Annotated in this window: 16 protein-coding genes; 8 read left to right on the forward strand and 8 right to left on the reverse strand. The window is 57.5% G+C overall.

Translation table 11 applies throughout. From position 1 onward, the window contains the following. Positions 1–252: 252 nt before the first annotated feature. A complete protein-coding gene (locus tag Q1W15_RS07525; protein ID WP_300725725.1) occupies positions 253–702 on the forward strand; it encodes a phosphate-starvation-inducible PsiE family protein in 450 nt (149 codons plus the stop codon). 262 nt (positions 703–964) lie between these two features. Here Q1W15_RS07525 and Q1W15_RS07530 read toward each other — a convergent pair whose 3' ends face one another. After that, positions 965–2,224, reverse strand: a complete 1,260-nt coding sequence (locus tag Q1W15_RS07530; protein WP_300725728.1) for an MFS transporter — start codon at positions 2,222–2,224, stop codon at positions 965–967. A 258-nt stretch (positions 2,225–2,482) separates the two neighbouring features. Here Q1W15_RS07530 and Q1W15_RS07535 point away from each other — a divergent pair, with 258 nt between their 5' ends. Together Q1W15_RS07535 and Q1W15_RS07540 are read left to right on the forward strand one after the other, a co-directional pair. Beyond that, positions 2,483–4,252, forward strand: a complete 1,770-nt coding sequence (locus Q1W15_RS07535) for a sigma-54-dependent Fis family transcriptional regulator (RefSeq protein WP_300725731.1) — start codon at positions 2,483–2,485, stop codon at positions 4,250–4,252. Positions 4,253–4,427: 175 nt separating this feature from the next. Continuing rightward, complete coding sequence (locus Q1W15_RS07540; RefSeq protein WP_300725734.1) at positions 4,428–5,720, forward strand: carbohydrate porin; 1,293 nt, start codon at positions 4,428–4,430, stop codon at positions 5,718–5,720. Positions 5,721–5,777: 57 nt separating this feature from the next. Here the strand turns inward: Q1W15_RS07540 and Q1W15_RS07545 are convergent, their stop codons facing one another. From Q1W15_RS07545 to Q1W15_RS07565, 5 genes are all read right to left on the reverse strand, one after another. Next, a complete protein-coding gene (locus Q1W15_RS07545) occupies positions 5,778–6,161 on the reverse strand; it encodes a VOC family protein (protein WP_300725737.1) in 384 nt (127 codons plus the stop codon). A gap of 63 nt (positions 6,162–6,224) precedes the next feature. Then, positions 6,225–7,235, reverse strand: a complete 1,011-nt coding sequence (locus Q1W15_RS07550; protein WP_300725740.1) for an alcohol dehydrogenase catalytic domain-containing protein — start codon at positions 7,233–7,235, stop codon at positions 6,225–6,227. Positions 7,236–7,245: 10 nt separating this feature from the next. Further along, positions 7,246–8,064, reverse strand: a complete 819-nt coding sequence (locus Q1W15_RS07555; RefSeq protein WP_300725743.1) for an SDR family NAD(P)-dependent oxidoreductase — start codon at positions 8,062–8,064, stop codon at positions 7,246–7,248. Positions 8,065–8,076: 12 nt separating this feature from the next. Then, positions 8,077–8,598 (reverse strand): 2,4'-dihydroxyacetophenone dioxygenase family protein, encoded by a 522-nt coding sequence (locus tag Q1W15_RS07560; protein ID WP_300725746.1) that lies wholly within the window; start codon positions 8,596–8,598, stop codon positions 8,077–8,079. Between the two features lie 377 nt (positions 8,599–8,975). After that, positions 8,976–9,404, reverse strand: a complete 429-nt coding sequence (locus tag Q1W15_RS07565; RefSeq protein WP_300725749.1) for an HPF/RaiA family ribosome-associated protein — start codon at positions 9,402–9,404, stop codon at positions 8,976–8,978. A gap of 312 nt (positions 9,405–9,716) precedes the next feature. On the opposite strand from Q1W15_RS07565, the gene Q1W15_RS07570 reads away from it, so the two are divergent. From Q1W15_RS07570 to Q1W15_RS07580, 3 genes are all read left to right on the forward strand, one after another. Then, positions 9,717–10,277, forward strand: a complete 561-nt coding sequence (locus tag Q1W15_RS07570; protein ID WP_300725752.1) for an RNA polymerase sigma factor — start codon at positions 9,717–9,719, stop codon at positions 10,275–10,277. Then, positions 10,274–11,263, forward strand: a complete 990-nt coding sequence (locus Q1W15_RS07575) for a FecR family protein (protein ID WP_300725755.1) — start codon at positions 10,274–10,276, stop codon at positions 11,261–11,263. The genes Q1W15_RS07570 and Q1W15_RS07575 overlap by 4 nt, the downstream gene beginning before the upstream one ends. A gap of 417 nt (positions 11,264–11,680) precedes the next feature. Beyond that, entirely contained in the window at positions 11,681–14,101 is a 2,421-nt protein-coding gene (locus tag Q1W15_RS07580) for a TonB-dependent receptor (RefSeq protein ID WP_300725758.1), read from the forward strand. Between the two features lie 77 nt (positions 14,102–14,178). Here the strand turns inward: Q1W15_RS07580 and Q1W15_RS07585 are convergent, their stop codons facing one another. Next, complete coding sequence (locus Q1W15_RS07585) at positions 14,179–15,054, reverse strand: helix-turn-helix domain-containing protein (protein ID WP_300725761.1); 876 nt, start codon at positions 15,052–15,054, stop codon at positions 14,179–14,181. Positions 15,055–15,188: 134 nt separating this feature from the next. On the opposite strand from Q1W15_RS07585, the gene Q1W15_RS07590 reads away from it, so the two are divergent. Then, the gene (locus tag Q1W15_RS07590; protein WP_300725764.1) at positions 15,189–16,085 is read left to right on the forward strand and encodes a DMT family transporter; all 897 of its coding nucleotides are present in this window, start codon (positions 15,189–15,191) and stop codon (positions 16,083–16,085) included. A gap of 58 nt (positions 16,086–16,143) precedes the next feature. On the opposite strand, the gene Q1W15_RS07595 is transcribed toward Q1W15_RS07590, so the two are convergent. Next, complete coding sequence (locus Q1W15_RS07595) at positions 16,144–17,118, reverse strand: D-glycerate dehydrogenase (RefSeq protein ID WP_300725858.1); 975 nt, start codon at positions 17,116–17,118, stop codon at positions 16,144–16,146. Positions 17,119–17,310: 192 nt separating this feature from the next. On the opposite strand from Q1W15_RS07595, the gene Q1W15_RS07600 reads away from it, so the two are divergent. Further along, positions 17,311–20,118 (forward strand): RHS repeat-associated core domain-containing protein, encoded by a 2,808-nt coding sequence (locus Q1W15_RS07600; RefSeq protein ID WP_300725766.1) that lies wholly within the window; start codon positions 17,311–17,313, stop codon positions 20,116–20,118. Position 20,119: the final 1 nt, after the last annotated feature.

The following is a 20,119-nucleotide window of genomic DNA, read 5'->3' on the forward strand; positions in this document are numbered from 1 at the left end:
CTAGGCTCTGTACGAAATGTATCTGCGCTCGGTTATGCGGCGTTGAAAACAGGCTCGGAATGCTCATTTACAACCCGTAAACTCCGCTTCCTCGCCTGTTTTCGCCTTGCCTAACCTTCGCTCGAAAACATTTCGTACAGACCCTAAGATTTTATTTTTTGGTTTTAAACGTACTGAAACGCTTCGCTTTGCTGTGGCTTGGCAGGCGCGAGGACGGCTAGAAAGCATTTTTTCTTTGAGAGGGTATAAGGCATGAGTCAAATTCAATGGGCGGAACGGTTGCGCAAAAGCCTGCACAATGGCGCTGATTCAATTGGAAATCTGGTGGTCGAGTCATTTCATTACCTTGCGCTTTTTGGCATTGCTGCCATCACCGTTTGGGCTGCGATAAGCGCATTTATTGGAATGCTTGGGCAAGAAAAAATAAGCGTTGATGATATTTTACTATTGTTCATCTACCTTGAACTTTTGGCGATGAGCGGGATTTATTTTAAAACTAACCACATGCCTCTGCGGTTTTTGTTGTATATCGGCGTCACTGCATTGATTCGGTTATTGATCAGTGATGTTTCACATCATAATGCTCCTGATATGGGCATCATTTATGTGTGCGGTGGTGTCTTGTTGTTGGCGTTTTCAATTCTTGTTGTTAGATACTCTTCCTCGAAATATCCATCCGTCAGAGAGCGTGCAGAGCGCTAACGGCTGACCAAATAGAACAACTTCAAGAGACAGGGCGTTTGATGGGTATGAACAATACCCATCTGCGACCTGAGCTTGGACGCCTGTTCGCCGGAGCTGTCACCGAGTTATTTAACCCGTGAACGGCGGTGGGCCAGCAGCGGATTATGCTCATCTGCTGCTGACTGTTTGGCTTGCGCCTTCGACGTACTACGCTGTTCGCGCAGGCCTCAAGCCGCACGCCCCCGTGACGGGTTGGAGCGCGCCTCTCAGTACGTTGCCTTCAGGGAAGGGTCGCATCTTTGACCGTTAGCCCGTCCTGTTGCGCAGGCTTGGCGCGCAAGGGTGCGGTTTCGAGCAGCCATAGGCCTATCAGGCCCACGACCACTGCACAAGCAGCCTGCAGCATGAGAGGCGCGCTCAACCCGGCGATGTCAGCCAACCATCCGCCGGCGATCGGGCTCAGAACACCACCGACGATTTCCCCTACGCCCATCACCAACCCAACGCAAGCAGCGATGCGGTGCGCGGGGACTGTTTCGTAAGGGATGGTGGCCATAAAAATAGGTGCCACTCCGCTGGCAGACCAGGTCAGAAATAGAATCAGGCACAACATCCAGAAAGGCCCGTCGAAGTACAGGGCCGCCAACGGTGTGAGCGCGCCGATCAAGGAAAACACGACGACCACGGTTCGACGTCCCAAGCGGTCTGAGAGTGCGGGCACGATGTAGCTGAAAACCGTTGCGCTGGCACCCAGTACACTCATCAGAATGCCCATTTCTGTTGAACTAAAATGGCGTTCATTCATGTAGTACATCGGCATAAAGGCCCAGCCCAGCACCATCCACGCCACATAAAAACAAGCAATCAGCATGCACAGCGAGACGTTGCGATAGCGCAGCAGATCACGCCACGTTTCATGGGTAGGCGCAGTTATCGCTGTCGCAACAGGGGCGATGATGGCTTTAGGCTCTTGAACGTACTTCCAGATCAACCAAGCCGCAATCAATCCGGGGATCCCGGCCACAAAGAAAGCCATCCGCCAGTCGTAATAGCTGGCGATTGCCACCAGCACCAGCGGGGCAAGGCATGAGCCCAGTAGGTTGCTGCCGAAGTTCTGCATGATGCCCATGTTCTGGCCCCGTCGTTTCGGGGTCGAGTTCATGGCCATCAGTGTTTGCGAGATAGGCAGAATGGGCCCCTCGGCCACGCCCATCAATAAGCGTGCGGCCAGCAGCATGAAGAATGAACCCGCCAGGCCGGAGATGAATGAGCAAGCTGAAAAGACAATGACGGCCACCAGCAAGTACGCTTTACGACGACCGCTGCGGTCAGACCGGGCACCCAACAGGTAGCCCGACACGGCCCAAGTCAGGGAAAGTGCCGAGACCAGCAGGCCGATCTGGGTGTTACTCAAATTAAGGTCTTGCGCCACGAAGGGCGCCAGGAAACTCATGGCATTTCGATCAAAGAAAACAAAGCCAAAGCTCAGGCTAAGAACGAACAACAGACGGTTTTCATAATGAGAGAACCAGCGGCGCATGGTGAATCTCCGGCATGATTATTGTTATGGGTTGACTGATGCGGGTCACACCTCAGTCGGCAATGACATAGCAAAGGGCAGGCCAGCACTCATTTAATTATCTAAGTTGTTGTATTTAAATAGTTTTATAAGGTTCTTCAGAACCTCTGCCTTGATCTTTGTTGATGAAGGTGGGAAAAATTGATGATCAAATCCGATGCCTCCAATTTTCTTCGCGGCCACGTGCGCGGAGGAAAACAAAAATAATTAGGAGATTGCATGAGTCACTCGCCCCAGACGGTTACCCATGATCAGGCTGCTCGCCTCGTGCAAGGCTATGAGACCTGCGCCCCAACACCCGCAGACCTTCGGCGGTTTCTGCGCTTTTCCGATGAGGATGCGCGTATCTGGCTGGATGATCAGAGCATGGTCATGCTGCACTCCACGGCTCTGGGGGCGCTGCGCCAGGAATTGATCGAGAGCGTTGGCCATGAGGGGGCCAAGCGCATACTGATGCGTATTGGTTACTCCGCGGGCACCCAGGATGCCGCCTTGGTGCGCAAGCGCTGGCCAAGCGGCGACGAGCGCAGTTCATTCATTGCCGGGGGCCGTCTGCATGCCTTGCAAGGCATGGTGCGAGTCGAAACGGTCGACCTGGTCCTGAACATCGAGAAAGGCCATTTTCATGGCGAATACCTGTGGCATGACTCGCGCGAAGCCCATGAGCATATTGGGCACTACGGTATTGGTGACGAGGCCGTTTGCTGGATGACCCTGGGTTACGCGGCCGGTTATGCCAGCGCGTTTATTGGCAAGCTGGTGGTGTACCGCGAAGTGGAATGCGTTGCGGCAGGTGGCAACATCTGTCGAATTGTTGGGGATACCGCCGACCGCTTGCCTCACCATGAACACAGTGAGGCCCAACGTTATTGGGACCCGGCCCATTTCATCCGGATGAATTCGATCTGGTCCTCAACGGAGAACGACGCGGCGCAGCCTGCCAGCATCCCAGCGACCACCACCATCAGCAGCCTGCCGGTGCAGGACGATATGGTGGGCATCTCGGCGGCATTCAGCGTGGCCCGCCATCAGATCGCGCAGGTAGCCCCCACGCGTGCCACGGTGCTCTTTAGCGGTGAGTCAGGTGTCGGCAAGGAAGTCTTTGCCAAATGCTTGCACCGCCTCAGCCCGCGAGCTGATCAGCCGTTGGTGGCGGTCAACTGTGCTTCTCTGCCGGAGAACCTGTTGGAGGCCGAATTGTTCGGTGCCGAAAAGGGTGCTTACACAGGGGCAACTCAAGGCCGGGCCGGGCGCTTTGAGCGCGCTTCGGGTGGCACGCTGTTTCTCGATGAAATTCAGGCCTTGAGCTTGAGTGCGCAAAGTAAGCTGCTACGGGCTTTGCAGGAGGGGGAGATCGAGCGAGTGGGAGGCAGCAAGCCCATCAAAGTTGATTTGCGGGTGGTGGCGGCCACTAACATCAACCTGCGGGCCGCTATCGCTCAGGGTACCTTTCGTGAGGATCTGTTTTTCCGACTCAACGTCTTTCCTATTCATCTCCCGCCGTTGCGAGAGCGTCGTGATGACATACCGTTGCTGATGGAGCATTTCTTTAACCACTTCACAACGCTGCATGGCAAGCAGGTGACCGGTTTCAGCGCGCAAGCCGTTGAGGCTCTGCTCAATCACGATTACCCCGGCAACATACGCGAGCTGCAAAATCTGGTGGAGCGCGGGGTGATTGCCGCCCCCAACAATGCTTCAGTTCGAACGCAGCACCTGTTTCCCAAGGGTGAACAGGCACCGCGCCCAGGATTGAGCATAGGAGGCGACGGGAGCTTGGGCGTGTCATCGCCTCAGGCCAGCGGGACCGAGTTGGATCTAAACGCATCACCCGTGACGCAGCTCAAGCAATCGATCCAGTGCCAGCAAGTGGAGCATTACCGGCAAGTGCTGCAAGCCTGCGCGGGCAACCTCTCGGCGGCTGCGCGCAAATTAGGTGTGACACGACCGCAACTGGCGTATCGGCTCAAGACCTATGGTTTGGCTTGATCATTGAGGATGATCAAAACCGATTGAATTGATCAAATGTTTTTCGCCACAAAGGCCACCAAACGCCCGGTTTTACGGGTGTTTCCGGTGGTCGGCAGTGCTGGCATAGCCTTTGCGATGTAGCTCTCGCGGCCGGATGGCCGCTCTTGATAATGACAACAATAGAGAGAGCATCATGATTGCTAAGCATCGCGGCATGCCTATGCCCGGGGTTTGCCTTACCCGGCTGTCAGCATTACTCCTGTCCCTTGCCAGCACCTCGTTAATGGCTGAGCCCCTGCTACCCGAGGATGCGATCAAACTCAACCTGCAGGTCTGGAACCTCTCGGTCAAGAACCTGAACACTGGCCCGCAGCCCTATCGGTATGGCAACAGCGGCAACGTGTTCACGGGGGCCGAGGCGGATATGGCCAAGTTGGCAGGTATCGAAGGGGCTTCAGTGTCTTTTCAGTACGTGTTCTTTCCGTGGATGCGTGGCGAAGGTCAGCCGGCTCAGGACAGTTGGCAGGGCAAGGCCGGTAGCTTTTTTGCCGGAGCGCCCATGCACAACGACATCGACTCCGGTTATTTGGCGCGATTCACTTGGAATCAACGCCTGTTGCAAGACCGTTTGGAGTGGGTGGTGGGGCGTAGCAATGCCAAGCAGCACTTCTACATGTCCAACTGCAATAACGTGGTGACCTGCAACGATCCTGTCATCGATAACTCCACGGGTATTTTGCCGTTCCCTTATGGCAGTTGGAGTTTGTATTCGCGCTATCGAGCAGACCAGGGACGGTATGTGCATGCTGGCGTGTTCGAGTCCAACCCACAGCATTATTTCAAGGACACCAAAGGATTTGATTGGGACCCGGGCGATGCCAGCGGTGTGTCGATATTGGCCGGATGGGGCGCTGAGCAGGGTTTCGACCAGACGCCCTATGCCTACCACTATGAACTCAATGGCTTTTACAACAGCGGCGAGCAGACCGACCCGCTAGATGGCAAGTCTCGTTGGGGCAGCAGTGGGTTGCTTTTCAAATTTCGTCAAACCCTGGCACGCGAGGGCGATGCGCGCGTGCCGGAGAAAGCGTGGCAATGGTTCGGCTCTTGGTCGTGGAGCGCCGATGACATACAGCCGTTTGAGCATTTCGCCGAGGTGGGCATCACCCGTCTGGGAGTTTTTGATCGGCCTCAGAACAGTATCAATTTAAAGGCCAGTTATTTGCTCCTTGGGGCGCGTCAGGCGAAGTGGCAGGAGCAAGCGCGCTTGCTGGCGACGGGGGAGGATGAGCGTACGCGGCGCGGTGTCTCGCGCATTGAGCTCAATACCCATTGGCAGGTGACTCGCGACCTGGCGTTGGAGCCCAGCGTGCAATATGTCTTCAACCCGGACAACTTTTACAACCCACAGGCACGGGTGAGCAGCAACGGTGCGGTCATTGCTTTGGAGGTCATGTACGACTTGGGCACGGCATTGGGGCTATAACGCATGAGCCCACACCGGCGGCGGTTGCCGCAGGTGTGGGCCATTGACCAGGCAGAATCAGGCGGGTTCAAAGCAATAGACGGCCAGCTTGTTGCCATCTGGGTCGCGCGCATAGGCGGCGTAGGCGTGCGGTGCCCAACTGCGTGGGCCAGGCAGGCCTTCGCAGCTGCCGCCAGCGGAGATGGCCGCGGTGTGAAAGTTTGCCACGGCTTCGCGAGTGGGTGCCTGGAAGCTTACGGTCACGCCATTGCCAACCGTTGCTGGCGCACCATTGGCGGGGCGAAGCACGAAGAAGGCGGGGGCTTTATCGCCCCAGATCGAACCGTTTTCTTCCAAGTCCATTAGCCTGGTCAAGCCCAGTTGGCCGAGCACGATGTCGTAGAATTGGCGCGCTTTGGTCAAGTCGTTACTGCCGACCGTGACGTGGGTGTAAACACTCATGTTGATTCTCCAGCACAGGTTTAGAGTGCTCGCCGCCCAGAGGCGGCGAGCAGGTTGAAAACATCAGGAAAGTTGTGGGGCGACCATGACCTTGCAGTGATCAGTGCGTTGCCTCAGCGCTTCAAAAGCCTGCGGCATTTGCGCAAGCGAAACGGTGTTGCTAACCATCGCCAAAGGCAGCGCATGAGGGCTATCGAGTACGTCGATGGCCGCGCGAAACTCGTCGAGATTGAAGAAGGCTGAGGTCACCAGGTTGACCTCCTTGGACAGCGCCTTAAAGGGCACAAAACTGTCTGGCGCGGTACACAGTCCCAAGATGACTACCGTGCCACGAGGGCGCACGTACTCGATGGCCTGGGCAATCAACCCCGGGCGGCCGACGCATTCAAAGACAATATCGGGAGGGGCTCCCAGGCTTTCGGCCATACGCCTATCAAGGCTGCTGTCATTCACCAGAAAGGCGCTGGCCCCAAGGTGCAAAGCGCGTTCGCGCTGCCATTCTCCCAGGTCAGTGATGCAGACTTGGGCTGCCCCCAAGCGCCGAGCCCAAAAAGCGACGGCCAAGCCAATGGCACCTGCCCCCAGGATCAAAACCTTGGCACCTGGACGCAGCCGCGCGCGCATAACCCCGTGCAGCGCCACAGCCAGTGGCTCAGCCAGTGCGCTGTCGGCCAAGCCGATACTGGATGGGAGCACCACGCATTGGTGAGCCTTGGCAGTGGCAAACTCGGCAAAACCACCCCCTTGCAGGCTGAAATCGGAACACCAGGCGGGCTCGCCCCGGCGGCAACTGGCGCACTGCCCGCAGCCGCGCAGCGGGGCCACGGCGACGTGGTCACCAACGCGCAGGCCACTGACCTGTGACCCGCATTCGACCACGCGGCCAGTGTATTCGTGGCCCAGGACAGTATTCGGCGCAATGGCGAACGCCGGGTCATGTGTCATGTGCAGGTCACTGCCACAGATGCCGCAACGACACACTTCGATCAATACCTCATCGTGCCGAGGTGTCGGAGTGGGTAGGTTGGCCAGCTGTAAAGGTTGCTGTATAGCCTTGAAAACAATTGCTTGCATCCTGGTTTCCTCAATCAACTCTTCCGAGCATTTGCCCGCCGTCAATCACGATTTGAGCGCCGGTGACGTAGCTTGCGGCGGGTGAGGCAAGGAACAGCGCCAGGCCTTTGATCTCTTCGGTGCTGGCAATTCGGTGTTGAGGGACGCGCAGTGCAAATGCGGCACGGTCTGCGGGATTGCGCAGCCGTCCCCCGGCGATATTGGTGACAAAGGGGCCGGGGGCGATGGCGTTGACGTTGATGCCGAAGCGAGCCAACTCCATGGCGGCTTGGCGCACCAGCGAGGCTGCCCCTGCCTTGGCGGGCATGTAGGGCGTGCCGACGATCGCTTCGTTAATCATTGCTGCGTTTGAGGTGGTGACGATGATGCGTCCAGAGCCTTTGGGTTTCATCAACCGCACGGCTGCCCGCAAGGTGGTGAACACGGAGGTCAGATTGGTTGCCAGCACCTTGTCCCAATGGGCTTCCTCAATATTTTCCAGGGCACCTTGCTCACAGCGCTGGCCGTCGCTGTCGAGAAAGCCTGGGCCGGAGTCGATGCCAGCATTGGCGAACACCACATCGAGTCGGCCGTAGCGCTCCCCGATGCGCTCGAAGCAGGCATACATCGCCGAGCGATCGGTGGCGTCCACGACTTCGCCGTGTACGACCAGGCCTTGGGCCTTCAGGCGAGTCACTTGTTCGTGCAACAACGCACCATCAATGTCCAGCAGGGTGACTTGGGCACCCGCTTCGGCCATGACCTCGGCATACGCCAGACCAATGCCGCTGGCGGCCCCGGTGACCACGCAGGTCAGGCCTTCTACGGAAAATCGTTCCCAAAATTTCATGCGAATCACCCTTTATAGAAACAACGCCTTGTTGATTGGCAAGCCATGTTTTTCGCAATGGCTGACGTAGTGATTGATGAACCAGAAAACGTCGGTTGTTTCGGTGTGATTGCCGTGTTCGTCAAAAAACTCGATGGGGCCGTGAATCCAGAAAAGAGCTTTCATGCCCTCAGGGTTGTCGGAATAGAGCGTGTGCGCAGTGCCTGGCGTTTCGTAGACGAAACTGCCGGGTTGTGAAATCCAGTCATATTCGTAATAGCCCCAACTGCCTTCAAGCGTGACGGCTGAGACGGCAGCGCGGTGGCGATGGGTGCCGATGCGACCGCCACCCTTGACCCATAGAATGTTGCAGACACTGCCGGTGCGAACATCAAAGCTGAGGTGACGGATGGCAGCACTGTCGCCGAATGGCACCCAGGGTGACTCGTTTTCGCCGATGCCAATGTGACCGCCGTGCAGGGCGTATTGGTCAACGATGGCGGCATGGGGTTCAGGGGGCAGTTGAACAACATTTGGCTTAACGGTATTGGACATGGAGAGGCCTCTGATCATTTTTTTTATAGGGCTGGTACGCAAGCGCGGCCAGGCATCAGAGACCGTTTGCACAGGCTGTGCCAACGGTTGGAAAGGCTGTATTTACGGGGGCGCAGGACGAGAATGGGTGGCACAGAGCCAGGCAGGACTGACGTTAAGTGATGAGTTTGATGATCAAACTTGATCAAGTCAGCAGGCCGTCAATGACGGCGGATGAAAAAGGCGAGTTGTGCTTTAAAGAGGCTTGGCGACGCGTTGGCACCGAGGGTCGGTCCATCTGGCCTTGAAATACAAAACGCCCGAGGCAATGCATCGGGCGTTTTGAGACTGAAGCAGGTGTAAACCTGGTTCAGGACTGGGCAGCCCTCAGGGCTGAATCAACTGATTTTATCGAGTTGCTTTTCTTTCTCCAGAAATTCTTCTTCCAGCAAATCATCGATGCTTTCTTTAGGCTCTTTTTCTTCGAACCCTTCAACGGCGAGCTTATCGGCGTGTTTGCCACGCAGCTTGCCGAACAGGTGTTGCAGAGCGTTGTGCAGCTTTGCGGTTGCCCCCTCGACCGCTTGTGTCAGCGAGTCAGCGTCGTGGGATACAAAAATCGGTTGGTGTCCTTTTGGCCGAGCCTCCATGTTGCAACGCTTATCTTTGGGACCGGATTTGCCGCCATTCTCATCATGGAGATGGACTTCCACGCTGCTCAGGTTCTCCAAATAGCGTTCGAGCGTAACTTCAACAGTTTGTTTTACCCATTCTTGAGTGCGTTGGTCGCTGTTGATGCGGTTATCGGAAAAGACGTTAATTTGCATAATGCTTCCCTTATTTCTGCTTGCTCGAGTGAGGTGTGACGGCCTTGGGTGGTCAAAGGTTCACCGTCATCGCTCAATGACAGTGTTTGAGCCGATGAAGAAATATTTCAAGCACTATTTCAGGAATAATCACACGCGCATGATCAAGGTCAGCCTTTGGGGGAGGGCAAAGGCCCGTGGTACGGACCTCTGAAGGATTTTTGTCATAATGCTACGGGTAGCCGTCTTGAAGAGTGCAGCCCGTCATCTGCTTTTGCTTATGAGAATATTTATCATTAGTATTGTTTTTCTTTGACCCTCACCTCGATCTCCATGACGCCTCCCGAACTTGAGAACGCCCCCGGCCCTGGCAGTGACGCGCCCCAGGGGCGTGCGCATTTTTTGCAGGTGTTTCTGTCTCAGCGCCCGCAAATGGAAGCGCTGGTCAGTCGCCGTGTGGGCTGCCGAGCGACGGCGGCTGATCTGGTACAGGACCTGTTTCTCAGGTTTTGGCGCCGGCCATTGGTGCAGGTGGAAGAGCTCAGCACGTACCTGCTGCGGTGCGCGGGCAATATTGCCATCGACCATTTACGCACCGAAGGCTCGCGTGAGCGCAGCCGCCAGCACTGGCAACCCGAGCCGGACACCGAAAGCTGCGAGCCGCAGGCCGCTTTCGAAGCCGGCAAGGATTTGCGCCAGGTTGAGGCAGCGTTGCGCCGTTTGCCCGAGCGCACGCGACAGATTTTTTTGCTTAACCGCATTCACGGTCGTACCTATGCCGACATCGCCAAGGCCATGGGTGTGTCCCAAAGTGCTGTCGAAAAACATATGATGCGGGCTCTGGAAGCCTGCAAGGCCAGCTTGCGTGAACCGCCGACAGGGACTGCGTCGTGAACCATCGTTCGAGTACCCCCATCACCCCCGAGCAAGAACGCACGGCCCTGGCGTGGCTGAGCGTACTGCACGACCAGCCCGACAGCGGCGATCAAGCCACCTTCAGCCATTGGTTGCAGGCAGACCCGGCCCATGCCGAGGCCTATGCCCAGGCGCAAGTCGTCTGGGAGTTGAGCGAAGTGGCGGGCCGGACCCTGGCGAATGAAGACGCCTTGGCGATGCAGCGCTATTTGCGGGCGATGGACACGCCCCGGCGCAGCCGTGTGGCATACAGGTCTGGCGGGTTGGCCGTTGCTGCGAGCCTGCTGCTGATGGTCGGGGTGTTCGCGGGGTGGCAACCGACGCGCTGGCTGGACGATCTGGGGGCCGATTATGTGAGTGCGCCGGGGCAGGTCCGCACCGTCACGCTGGCCGATCAATCCCAAGTCACGCTGGACGCTGACAGCGCCATCGCGGTGAACTTTAGCGGCGGTGAACGCCATGTACAGCTACGCCGGGGCGTGGCGTTTTTCCATGTGACCCACACGGGCGAGCCGTTTGTGGTGGAAGCCAAGGGTGGCGAGGCGCGGGTCTTGGGCACCGAGTTCGAAGTGCGCCTGCAGCCCGACGGCGCTCAGGTCACGGTGCTGTCCGGGAGGGTGGGGGTCAAGGCGGACAAAAACGCACCGCCGCACATTCTTAGCGCCAACCAGCAAGTGGCCTATGACGCGGGTGTGAGTGAGGCGGTGCATGGGGCGGACAGTCAGGCGCGGCTGAGTTGGCGCACGGGCTGGCTGACGTATACCAACACACCGCTGGCCGACGTCGTGGCTGACCTCAAGCGTTATTACCCTGGGCAAATCCTGCTGCTCAACCGCTCATTGGGCGAGCGGCGCGTGAGTGCCAGCTTCCCTAGCCAGGACCCGCAAGCGGTCATCAACTCCCTGCAAGGTGTACTCGGGTTTGACCAGCACAGCCTCTTCGGCCGCGTGATTGTGCTGCGCTGAATCACAAAAACGCATGATCTTCATTTTAAAAGATCGCGAGCAATCGAGCGTCGACCGGCTGCTCCTACGTGTGAGCGGCTACCCCTTGAGCCACGCGGGTTTCGCGCCGGTTTTACGCCGCGGGCCCAAGGAGCAAGACTGTAGGAACGAGCTTGCTCGTGATCTTTTGATCTAAAGGGCCCCTTAAACCACGCTGGCCAATCGCGGCGGCCCACGGCGTAAAGCCGCAACCTTATGCGGCCGTGACCGCCGCAATGGCCAGGATTGCTGAACGACAGGGCGACGTCATTGATCTTTATAACGCGCTGGAACATTTATTTTCGGGTGGGGGTGAGGTAAACCCCTAGGCCATCCGTGTAGTGCTTGAAAATGCGAAAAATTCGCATTACGTATCAGGTCGACACACAGGTCATGAGCATGAAGTCCAGGGCAATTGCAGTTACACAGGGGTTGGGTGCGTCCGTCGTACTGATGGCCGGGGTAGCGTTAACCCCCCTGGGCACCGTCATGGCGGCCGAGGTGGCGCATCAGCAATCCCGTGCCCAGTTTGATTTTAATCAACCCGCCAAGCCCTTGCCTCAAGCGTTGAACGACTTCAGCCGCGTCACCGGCCTCAGTGTGGTCTATACCGACGAAGCGCCTCTGGGCCTGCAGGCCCCCGCCATCCAGGGGCGTATGAGTGCCGACCAAGCCTTGCAGCAGTTACTCGCGCAGTCGGGCTTCACGGCGCGGCGCACCGATGCCAACACCTTTGCCCTCGAGCCCCGGCCCACGGACGGAGCCCTCAACCTGGGGGCTACCACTATCACGTCCCTTGCACAAAACACCACCAGCTACCAACCGCCTGCCACAGCTTCGGTGATGCGTGGCACGGGTTCGTCCATGGACGTCCCGCAGACCATCAACGTGGTCGCCGCTCAAGTGCTCCGTGATCAGGCACCGCGCAACCTGGACGACGCGCTGAACAATATCAGCGGCATCACCCAAGGCAACACGTTGGGGGGGACTCAGGACTCGGTAATGAAGCGCGGCTTTGGTGACAACCGCGACGGTTCGATCATGCGCGACGGCATGCCGCTGGTGCAGGGCCGGGCGTTGAACGCCACGGCCGAACGGGTCGAAGTGCTCAAGGGCCCGGCATCGCTGCTCTACGGCATCCAGGACCCGGGGGGTGTGGTCAACGTGGTCAGCAAAAAGCCGCAGCTTGAACAGTACAACGCACTGACCGTGCGCGGCTCTAGCTACGGCTCGGGCAAGAACGGCAGCGGTGGCCGCCTGGACAGCACCGGCGCGCTGGGTGCCTCGGGGCTGGCGTACCGGATGATCCTCGACCATGAAGACGAAGATTACTGGCGCAATTTTGGCCTGCGCCGCGAGACGCTGATTGCGCCATCGCTGGCCTGGTACGGTGACAACACCCAGGTGTTGCTGGCTTACGAACACCGCGAGTTTCTGACCCCGTTCGATCGCGGCACGGCCATCAACAAAGCCACCAACCACCCGCTGGATATCCCGGCCACACGCCGCCTTGATGAGCCTTTCAACAACATGGAAGGGCGCTCGGACCTGTATCGCCTTGAAGTCGATCATGACCTCAACGACGACTGGAAAGCCCACTTTGGCTACAGCTGGAACCGTGAAACCTACGACGCCAGCCAGGTGCGAGTGACCGACATGAACCCCAAAACGGGTACTTTGACCCGCAAAATGGACGGCACCCGCAACGCAATTACCACTGACCGTTTCGCTACGGTCAGCCTGCAGGGCACGGTCCAGGCCGCCGGCCTGCAACATGACGTGGTGTTCGGGGTGGATGATGAGTACCGCAAAATCTACCGCGCCGACCTGATCCGCCAGAACAGCCAGTACCCGTTCAGCTACCTTGACCCGATTTATGGCCGCGAAGAAGCGGGCAGCACCGTCAGCGCCAAAGACAGCAACCAGACAGACCTGTTGCGCAGTGATTCGGTGTTTGCCCAGGATTCGATTCACCTCACCGATCAATGGATTCTGGTGGCAGGTGCGCGGTTTCAGAAGTACGACCAACTGGCGGGTAAAAACATTCCGTTCAAGACCAGCACCGACACCAACGGGGTGAAGTGGATCCCGCGTGCCGGCCTGGTGTACCGCTACACCGATGAACTGTCGTTTTATGGCAGCTACACCGAATCGTTCAAGCCCAACTCCAGCATCGCGCCCCTCGAAGGAGGCGTGGTGCTGGACTCGGCCATTGCACCGGAACAGTCCAAGGCGTGGGAGCTGGGGGCCAAGCTGGATATGCCGGGGCGTATCACCGGTACCGTGGCGCTGTATGACATTCATAAGCGCAACGTGTTGGTGTCCACCACCGTGGGGGCTGAAACGGTGTATTCGACGGCGGGCCAGGTGCGTTCGCGCGGGCTGGAACTGGACCTCAGCGGTCAATTGACCGACCACTGGAGCCTGATCGGCAGTTACGCCTACACCGATGCCGAAGTGACCAAAGACATTACCTACCAAGGGATGCGCTTGCAGAACGTGGCCAAAAATAGCGGTTCGGTGTCGGCGGTGTATGACGTGGGTGCGGTGTTGGGCGGGGACACATTACGGGTTGGCGGCGGTGCGCGTTATGTCGGAAAGCGCGCGGGTGATGCGTTGAATGATTTCGACCTGCCGTCCTACACCGTGGCCGATGCCTTTGCGACCTACGACACCCGGATTGAAGGGCAAAAAGTCAACGTGCAGCTTAACGTCAAAAACCTCTTTGACCGCGTGTACTACACCTCATCGGCCAGCCGGATGTTTGTCTCCATGGGCGATGCGCGACAAGTCTCCATCGCCACCACTGTGGAGTTTTAAGCCGAAATTACCTCGATAATAGGCTTGGCATTAACAGCTAAAGATCGCGAGCAAGCTCGCTCCTACAAGGTGTTCGGTCAAGACTTGAACGCCGCGCGGTATGCCCCTGGCGTTGCGCCAGTGGCTTGCCGGAACCGGTTGGCAAAATGGCTGGCGCTGGTGAAGCCGCAAGCCAGGGCGATGTCGCTCAGGCTCATTGAGCTGTTGCGCAGCCATGCTCGCGCCCGCTCCAGGCGGCGGGCCAACAGGTATTGGTGGGGCGGCACGCCGAAGCTTTCGCGAAACATGCGGGCAAAGTGATAGGGCGATAACGCGCACTGCGCCGCCAGTTGGCCGATGCTCAAGGGCTCGGCCAATTGGTGTTCGATGGTCTCGATCAGCAAGCGCTGTTGATGCGCGGCCAATCCACCCTTGAGCCGCAACCCGTCGCGCAGGCCAACTTGGCTGAGCACCGCGTGGTCCAGCAACTCGTTGGCCAGGCTGCTGGTGAGCAGGCGCTCGCCCGGTTCAGCCCAATTGAGCGTCAATAATTGCTGAAAACGCCGGGTTTGCTGTTCATCGTCCAAAAAGGTGAATTCACGTAATTGCAGCGTGCGCGGTTCGCGGTCCAGCAGGCGGATGCAGCCCAGCGCGAATTGCGCCTGGCTGACATACACATGGGCCAGACGGATTTCACCGTTTATGACCCAGGCCGATTGATGCTCTGCGGGCAGTACGCAGAGTTTGCCCGGCGCACCTTTTTCCCCCGGTTGCTCGCGGCGAAAGGTGCCGGTGCCGCCTGAGATGTAGCATGACAAGGTGTGGTGGGTCGGCGCTTCGTAGTCGCGCGCATCATGGCTGTTGGTCCACAAGGCTGCGGCCATACCGTCACCGAGCTCGGCGCAATGCTCCAGGCGGGCATTGGGCGAGCGGCTCATGGATTGAAACACTTGCAAGGTATCAAACGCGGACATTTTCTGATCTCCAACGCCTTGCATCCTACTCCGTCGTTTCGCGGCTGCCATCCCTGGGCAAACAAAAGCGCAAGAATGTGCAAGCCCGCGCACATCGTGGCAGACACACTGAAGGCCATCTTCAGGAGTGGGCCATGAACCTTTCTTTGTACTTGCTGACCGTATTGATCTGGGGCACCACCTGGATTGCCCTCAAACTGCAATTGGGCGAGGTCGCCATTCCCGTTTCCATCGTGTACCGCTTTGGCCTTGCGGCACTCGTGCTGTTCGCGGTGCTGTTGCTCAGCCGCCGGCTGCAAGTGATGAACAAACGCGGGCACCTGATTTGTCTGGCCCAGGGGCTGTGCCTGTTTTGTGTGAACTTTATGTGCTTTCTCACCGCCAGCCAATGGGTGCCCAGCGGCCTGATTGCCGTGGTGTTTTCCACTGCCACGCTGTGGAATGCACTGAACGCACGGGTTTTCTTCAAACAAAAAATTGCCCGCAACGTGGTGATGGGCGGCGGGCTCGGCCTGCTGGGGTTGGCGCTGTTGTTCTGGCCCGAGTTAAGTGGCCACACCGCGACCCCCGAAACCCTGTTGGGGTTGGGTTTGGCGCTGCTGGGCACGCTGTGTTTTTCGGCGGGCAACCTGTTGTCCAGCTTGCAACAAAAGGCCGGGCTCAAACCGTTGACCACCAATGCCTGGGGCATGTTCTACGGGGCCAGCATGCTGGCTGTGTACTGCGTTTTCAGCGGGATCCCGTTCAATATGGAGTGGAACACCCGCTATATCGGTTCGTTGCTGTACCTGGTGATTCCGGGTTCGGTCATTGGCTTTACCGCCTACTTGACCCTGGTGGGGCGCATGGGGCCGGAGCGGGCCGCGTATTGCACGGTGTTGTTTCCGTTGGTGGCGCTGAACGTGTCGGCAGTGGCCGAGGGCTACCAGTGGACAGCGCCTGCGCTGGCCGGGCTGGTGCTGGTGATGCTGGGTAACGTGCTGGTGTTTCGCAAACCCCGGCCTGCTGTGCTGCACGCCAAGGCGGTGTGACGGGCCTGCTGTGCGATGGCAGCGCACCTGGGTCAGGGGTTGCCATCGCACAGAGGGGTCAGCCCTTGAATACCTGCGGGTTAACCAGGTCTTGCGGCCGCTCACCCAGCAAGGCACTGCGCAGGTTGCTCAGCGCACGGTTGGCCATCGCTTCGCGGGTTTCATGGGTGGCTGAGCCAATGTGCGGCAGGGTCACGGCGTTTTTCAGGGCAAACAGTGGCGACTCTGCCAGTGGCTCTTTTTCGTACACATCCAGCCCGGCCCCGCGAATCGTGCCGTTTTTCAGGGCTTCAATCAGCGCCGGTTCATCCACGACCGGGCCGCGCGAGATATTCACCAGAATCGCGCTTTTCTTCATCAGGCCCAGCTCACGATGGCTGATGAGGTGTTTGGTTTTTTCGCTGAGTGGTACCACCAGGCACACGAAGTCGGCTTCGGCCAGCAACGCATCGAGGCTGCGAAACTGCGCGCCCAGTTCGTTTTCCAGGTCAGTCTTGCGGCTGTTGCCGCTGTACAGAATCGGCATGTTGAAGCCCAAGCGACCGCGACGCGCCACAGCGGCCCCGATATTGCCCATGCCGACAATGCCCAGCGTTTTGCCATGCACATCACTGCCAAATAGCGTGGCCGGCACGCTGGCTTGCCATTGGCCCGCCTTGGTCCAGGCATCCAGCTCCGCGACGCGGCGGGCGCTGCTCATGATCAGGGTAAAGCCCAGGTCGGCGGTGCTTTCGGTCAGCACGTCCGGGGTGTTGGTGAGCATGATGCCGCGCTCGTTGAAGTAGTCGACATCGTAGTTGTCGTAACCCACCGACACGCTGGACACCACCTCAAGGTTGCGGGCGTTTTCCAGTTGCTTGCGCCCCAGCTTGCGGCCAACACCGATCAAACCGTGGGCCTGAGGCAAGGCCTCATCGAACTGGGCATTGATATCACCCAATTTGGGGTTGGGCACGATGACATTGAAATCCTGTTGCAGGCGCTCGACCATTTCGGGGGTGACACGGCTGAAAGCAAGGACGGTTTTCTTGATGCTGGGAAGGCTCATCGGAACAAGGCTCATCGGCTGTCGGGAATGTAAGCACGCTAACATTCTCGTCCTGCCCACGCCAACTGATGTAAGCGATTAGGTGTGTGGATGCAGGCACTGTCATTTCTGCCAGTAGGTTTTTGTGATGGAAAAGTTCATGTTATTTGATATGTCCTGCAGTAGACGGCCTTAGCGATGACATCAGATTTGGGGGTGCTGCATAGCCGAACTCCAACACTGCGGGTTTCAGACCCGCGGGGTGAGGTCATTCGTGAAGTTGCCTATTGCCGCGCTGTCCCCGATGAAGTGGCAGACGAACGTGTTACCCGCCACGTGTTCAGTGCGGCGGGGCACCTGCAGAGCAGCCGTGACCCCAGATTGCAGGGGGCCAATACCGTCACGGTGTACTCACTTTCAGGCGCACCGTTGCTGACGGACAGTGTCGATGCCGGCTGGCGCTTGGTGCTTCACGGGCAGGGTGCAGAGGTATTGTGCCAGTGGGATGCTCGCGGAACGCGACGTGAAACGGTATTTGATGAGCAATTGCGCCCCACTGTAATGACTGAGCAATCGGTGGCTGTTGAACGATTGACCTATGGAGAGTCAAACTCGGCCGATAACCAGTGTGGGCAATTGATTCGTCATGATCATCCCTCCGGCACACGGTTGTTCACGCATTACACGGTCTCGGGTTTGCCACGGAATGAAACGCACGTTTTTTTGCCGGACTTACAGACTCCGCACGGGTCTGTAGCGCTCGGGCAGCGAGGTCATTCGCTGCACACTGAGCGTTTTATACAACGCACCACCTTCAATGCCTTGGACGAAGTTATTGAACTCAAAGACGCCATGGGTAATGTGCGCCACTTCAATTTCAATGTGGCGGGCGAGCTAAAAAGCGTGACGCTAGTGATGGCCGATTTATCAAGCCATACCGTGGTCAGTGAAATCATTTACAGCGCAACGGGTCAGATTCAACAAGAAACGGCGGGCAACGGTATTGTCAGCCAATTAACCTATGACCCGTGTAATGGTCGATTGACCCAGCGCTCATCAGGTTCTTTGTTGGCCCTGCATTATTGTTACGACCCGGCTGGCAATATCCTTTCAATTCAAGATTCCACGCAACCCGCAGGGTACTTCAAGAATCAGCGGACGGAGCCAATCTGTCGATATACCTACGACAGCCTTTACCAACTGATCAAAGCCACTGGGCGTGAAGTGGCTCCCGCCCCTGCAGGCCCGCAATTGCCCACGTTGCAGCCGCTGCCGCTTGACCCGAATCAATGGCTCAATTACACCCGCCATTATGAGTACGATACGGCTGGTAATTTGTTGACGATGCAGCACTTGGGAGGTCGTTCGTTTCGTCAGCGTATGGCTGTCTCGGCGTGCAGTAATAAAAGTGTATGGGTCATGGATGAGTCACTTACCGGAGAGGTCGCGCTGAACGATTGTTTTGATGCCAACGGCAATCTCAAACAGCTACAACGCGGCCAGTCGATGGTATGGAACAGGCGCAATCAACTGCTGCAAGTCAATCAGGTTGAACGCCAGGACGCGCCTGCGGACAGCGAAACATACGCGTATGACGGAGGGGGGCAGCGCGTGTGCAAAAGGCGCGTCAGTACGGCGCGTCATCTCACACACACGGCCCAGACACTGTATTTGCCGGGCCTGGAAATACACAGCAATAGCGCCACTGGCGAAGACTTTCATGTCATTCGCATAGAGGGCGGGCTGCACGGCTTCAGCATGTTTCTCTGGGTGGGCGTGCCGCCGCCTGATGCGCCTCATGGCGGTGTGCGCTATGCACTGACCGATCACTTGGGCTCCTGCACCCTGGAGTTGGATGGCTCAGGAGCGGTGATGAGCCAAGAGGGGTACTACCCATTTGGCGGCACTGCCTGGTGGGCGGGGCGTCATGTGGTAGAGGCCTCGTACAAGACACTTCGCTACTGTGCCAAGGAGCGCGACGCCACGGGGCTTTATTATTACGGCATCCGTTATTACGCGCCGTGGTTGCATCGCTGGATTAACCCTGATCCCGGGGGGGCTGTCGATGGACTGAACCTTTACCGGTTTGTGCGCAACAACCCGGTGTGCAACAAGGATCTGTTTGGGGGAGATACGGTACCGGCCAATGCCAACTTCTTTTGGGACGGTGGAGCCATTCCCGAAAAATTCATGTTCAATGTACTGATGTTTAAAGAGTTGAATCCAGAGTGGCAAGTTACTTTGTGGGCTTCTAGGCCAACGCAGGTACAGCATACATTGATCAAGATGGAGGACAGCCTTGATTTTGCGGAACGGTATCTGTCTGGGAACAACAGGAATGATATTTCAATTCGCCATACGGATGAACTGTTCGCTGAACTGGGGGGTGTGTATGGACAGACTTCAAAACTTCAAGCTATTTTTGAGCGTGAACGATCTGGCCCGTATCTGAATTATGCAGCGGCCAGCGATATTTTCAGGCTAGCGGCTAACTATCTCGGTGGGCTTTATATGGATGTTGATGTAGCCGTCACAGGAAGCCTTGGGCAGTTAGAGGCCCCTCATGGGCTTCTTGCTCATATTGAGTATTCCAGTATTTCCAATGGTGTATTGGCGGGAACTCCTCTCGCTGCCAAAGGCAAGGACCTTCTGGATCGTCTGATTCATGAGTACTCTCCAGAGTCTAAAAAGAATATCAATAATAAGAATGTAGGCTGGGTCGATAAACGCAGTGTTCCGGGAGAAGGTATATTTAGCCGGAAAAACTTGACCATTTTTATGAGCGGTCCCGGGTTAATTGAGGAGTATGTGGACTCTTCGCACGCTAAAAGAGGTGAATACTCAGTGCCTGTTGAAAAGTTCTATAGCAATTACCGGTCTTCGGGGGGAGGCACTCCGAAGGAGCGCGGCATGAATGAAGTATTCTTTTCAGGCTATCGAAAAGGCATTGATGCAAGCGCATCTTGGGTTCGGCATACGCCGGGCAGAAGAGCCTCAGTCGCCTAGG

Origin of the sequence: Pseudomonas sp. (assembly GCF_030150285.1) — a bacterium.
Classification (GTDB): domain Bacteria; phylum Pseudomonadota; class Gammaproteobacteria; order Pseudomonadales; family Pseudomonadaceae; genus Aquipseudomonas.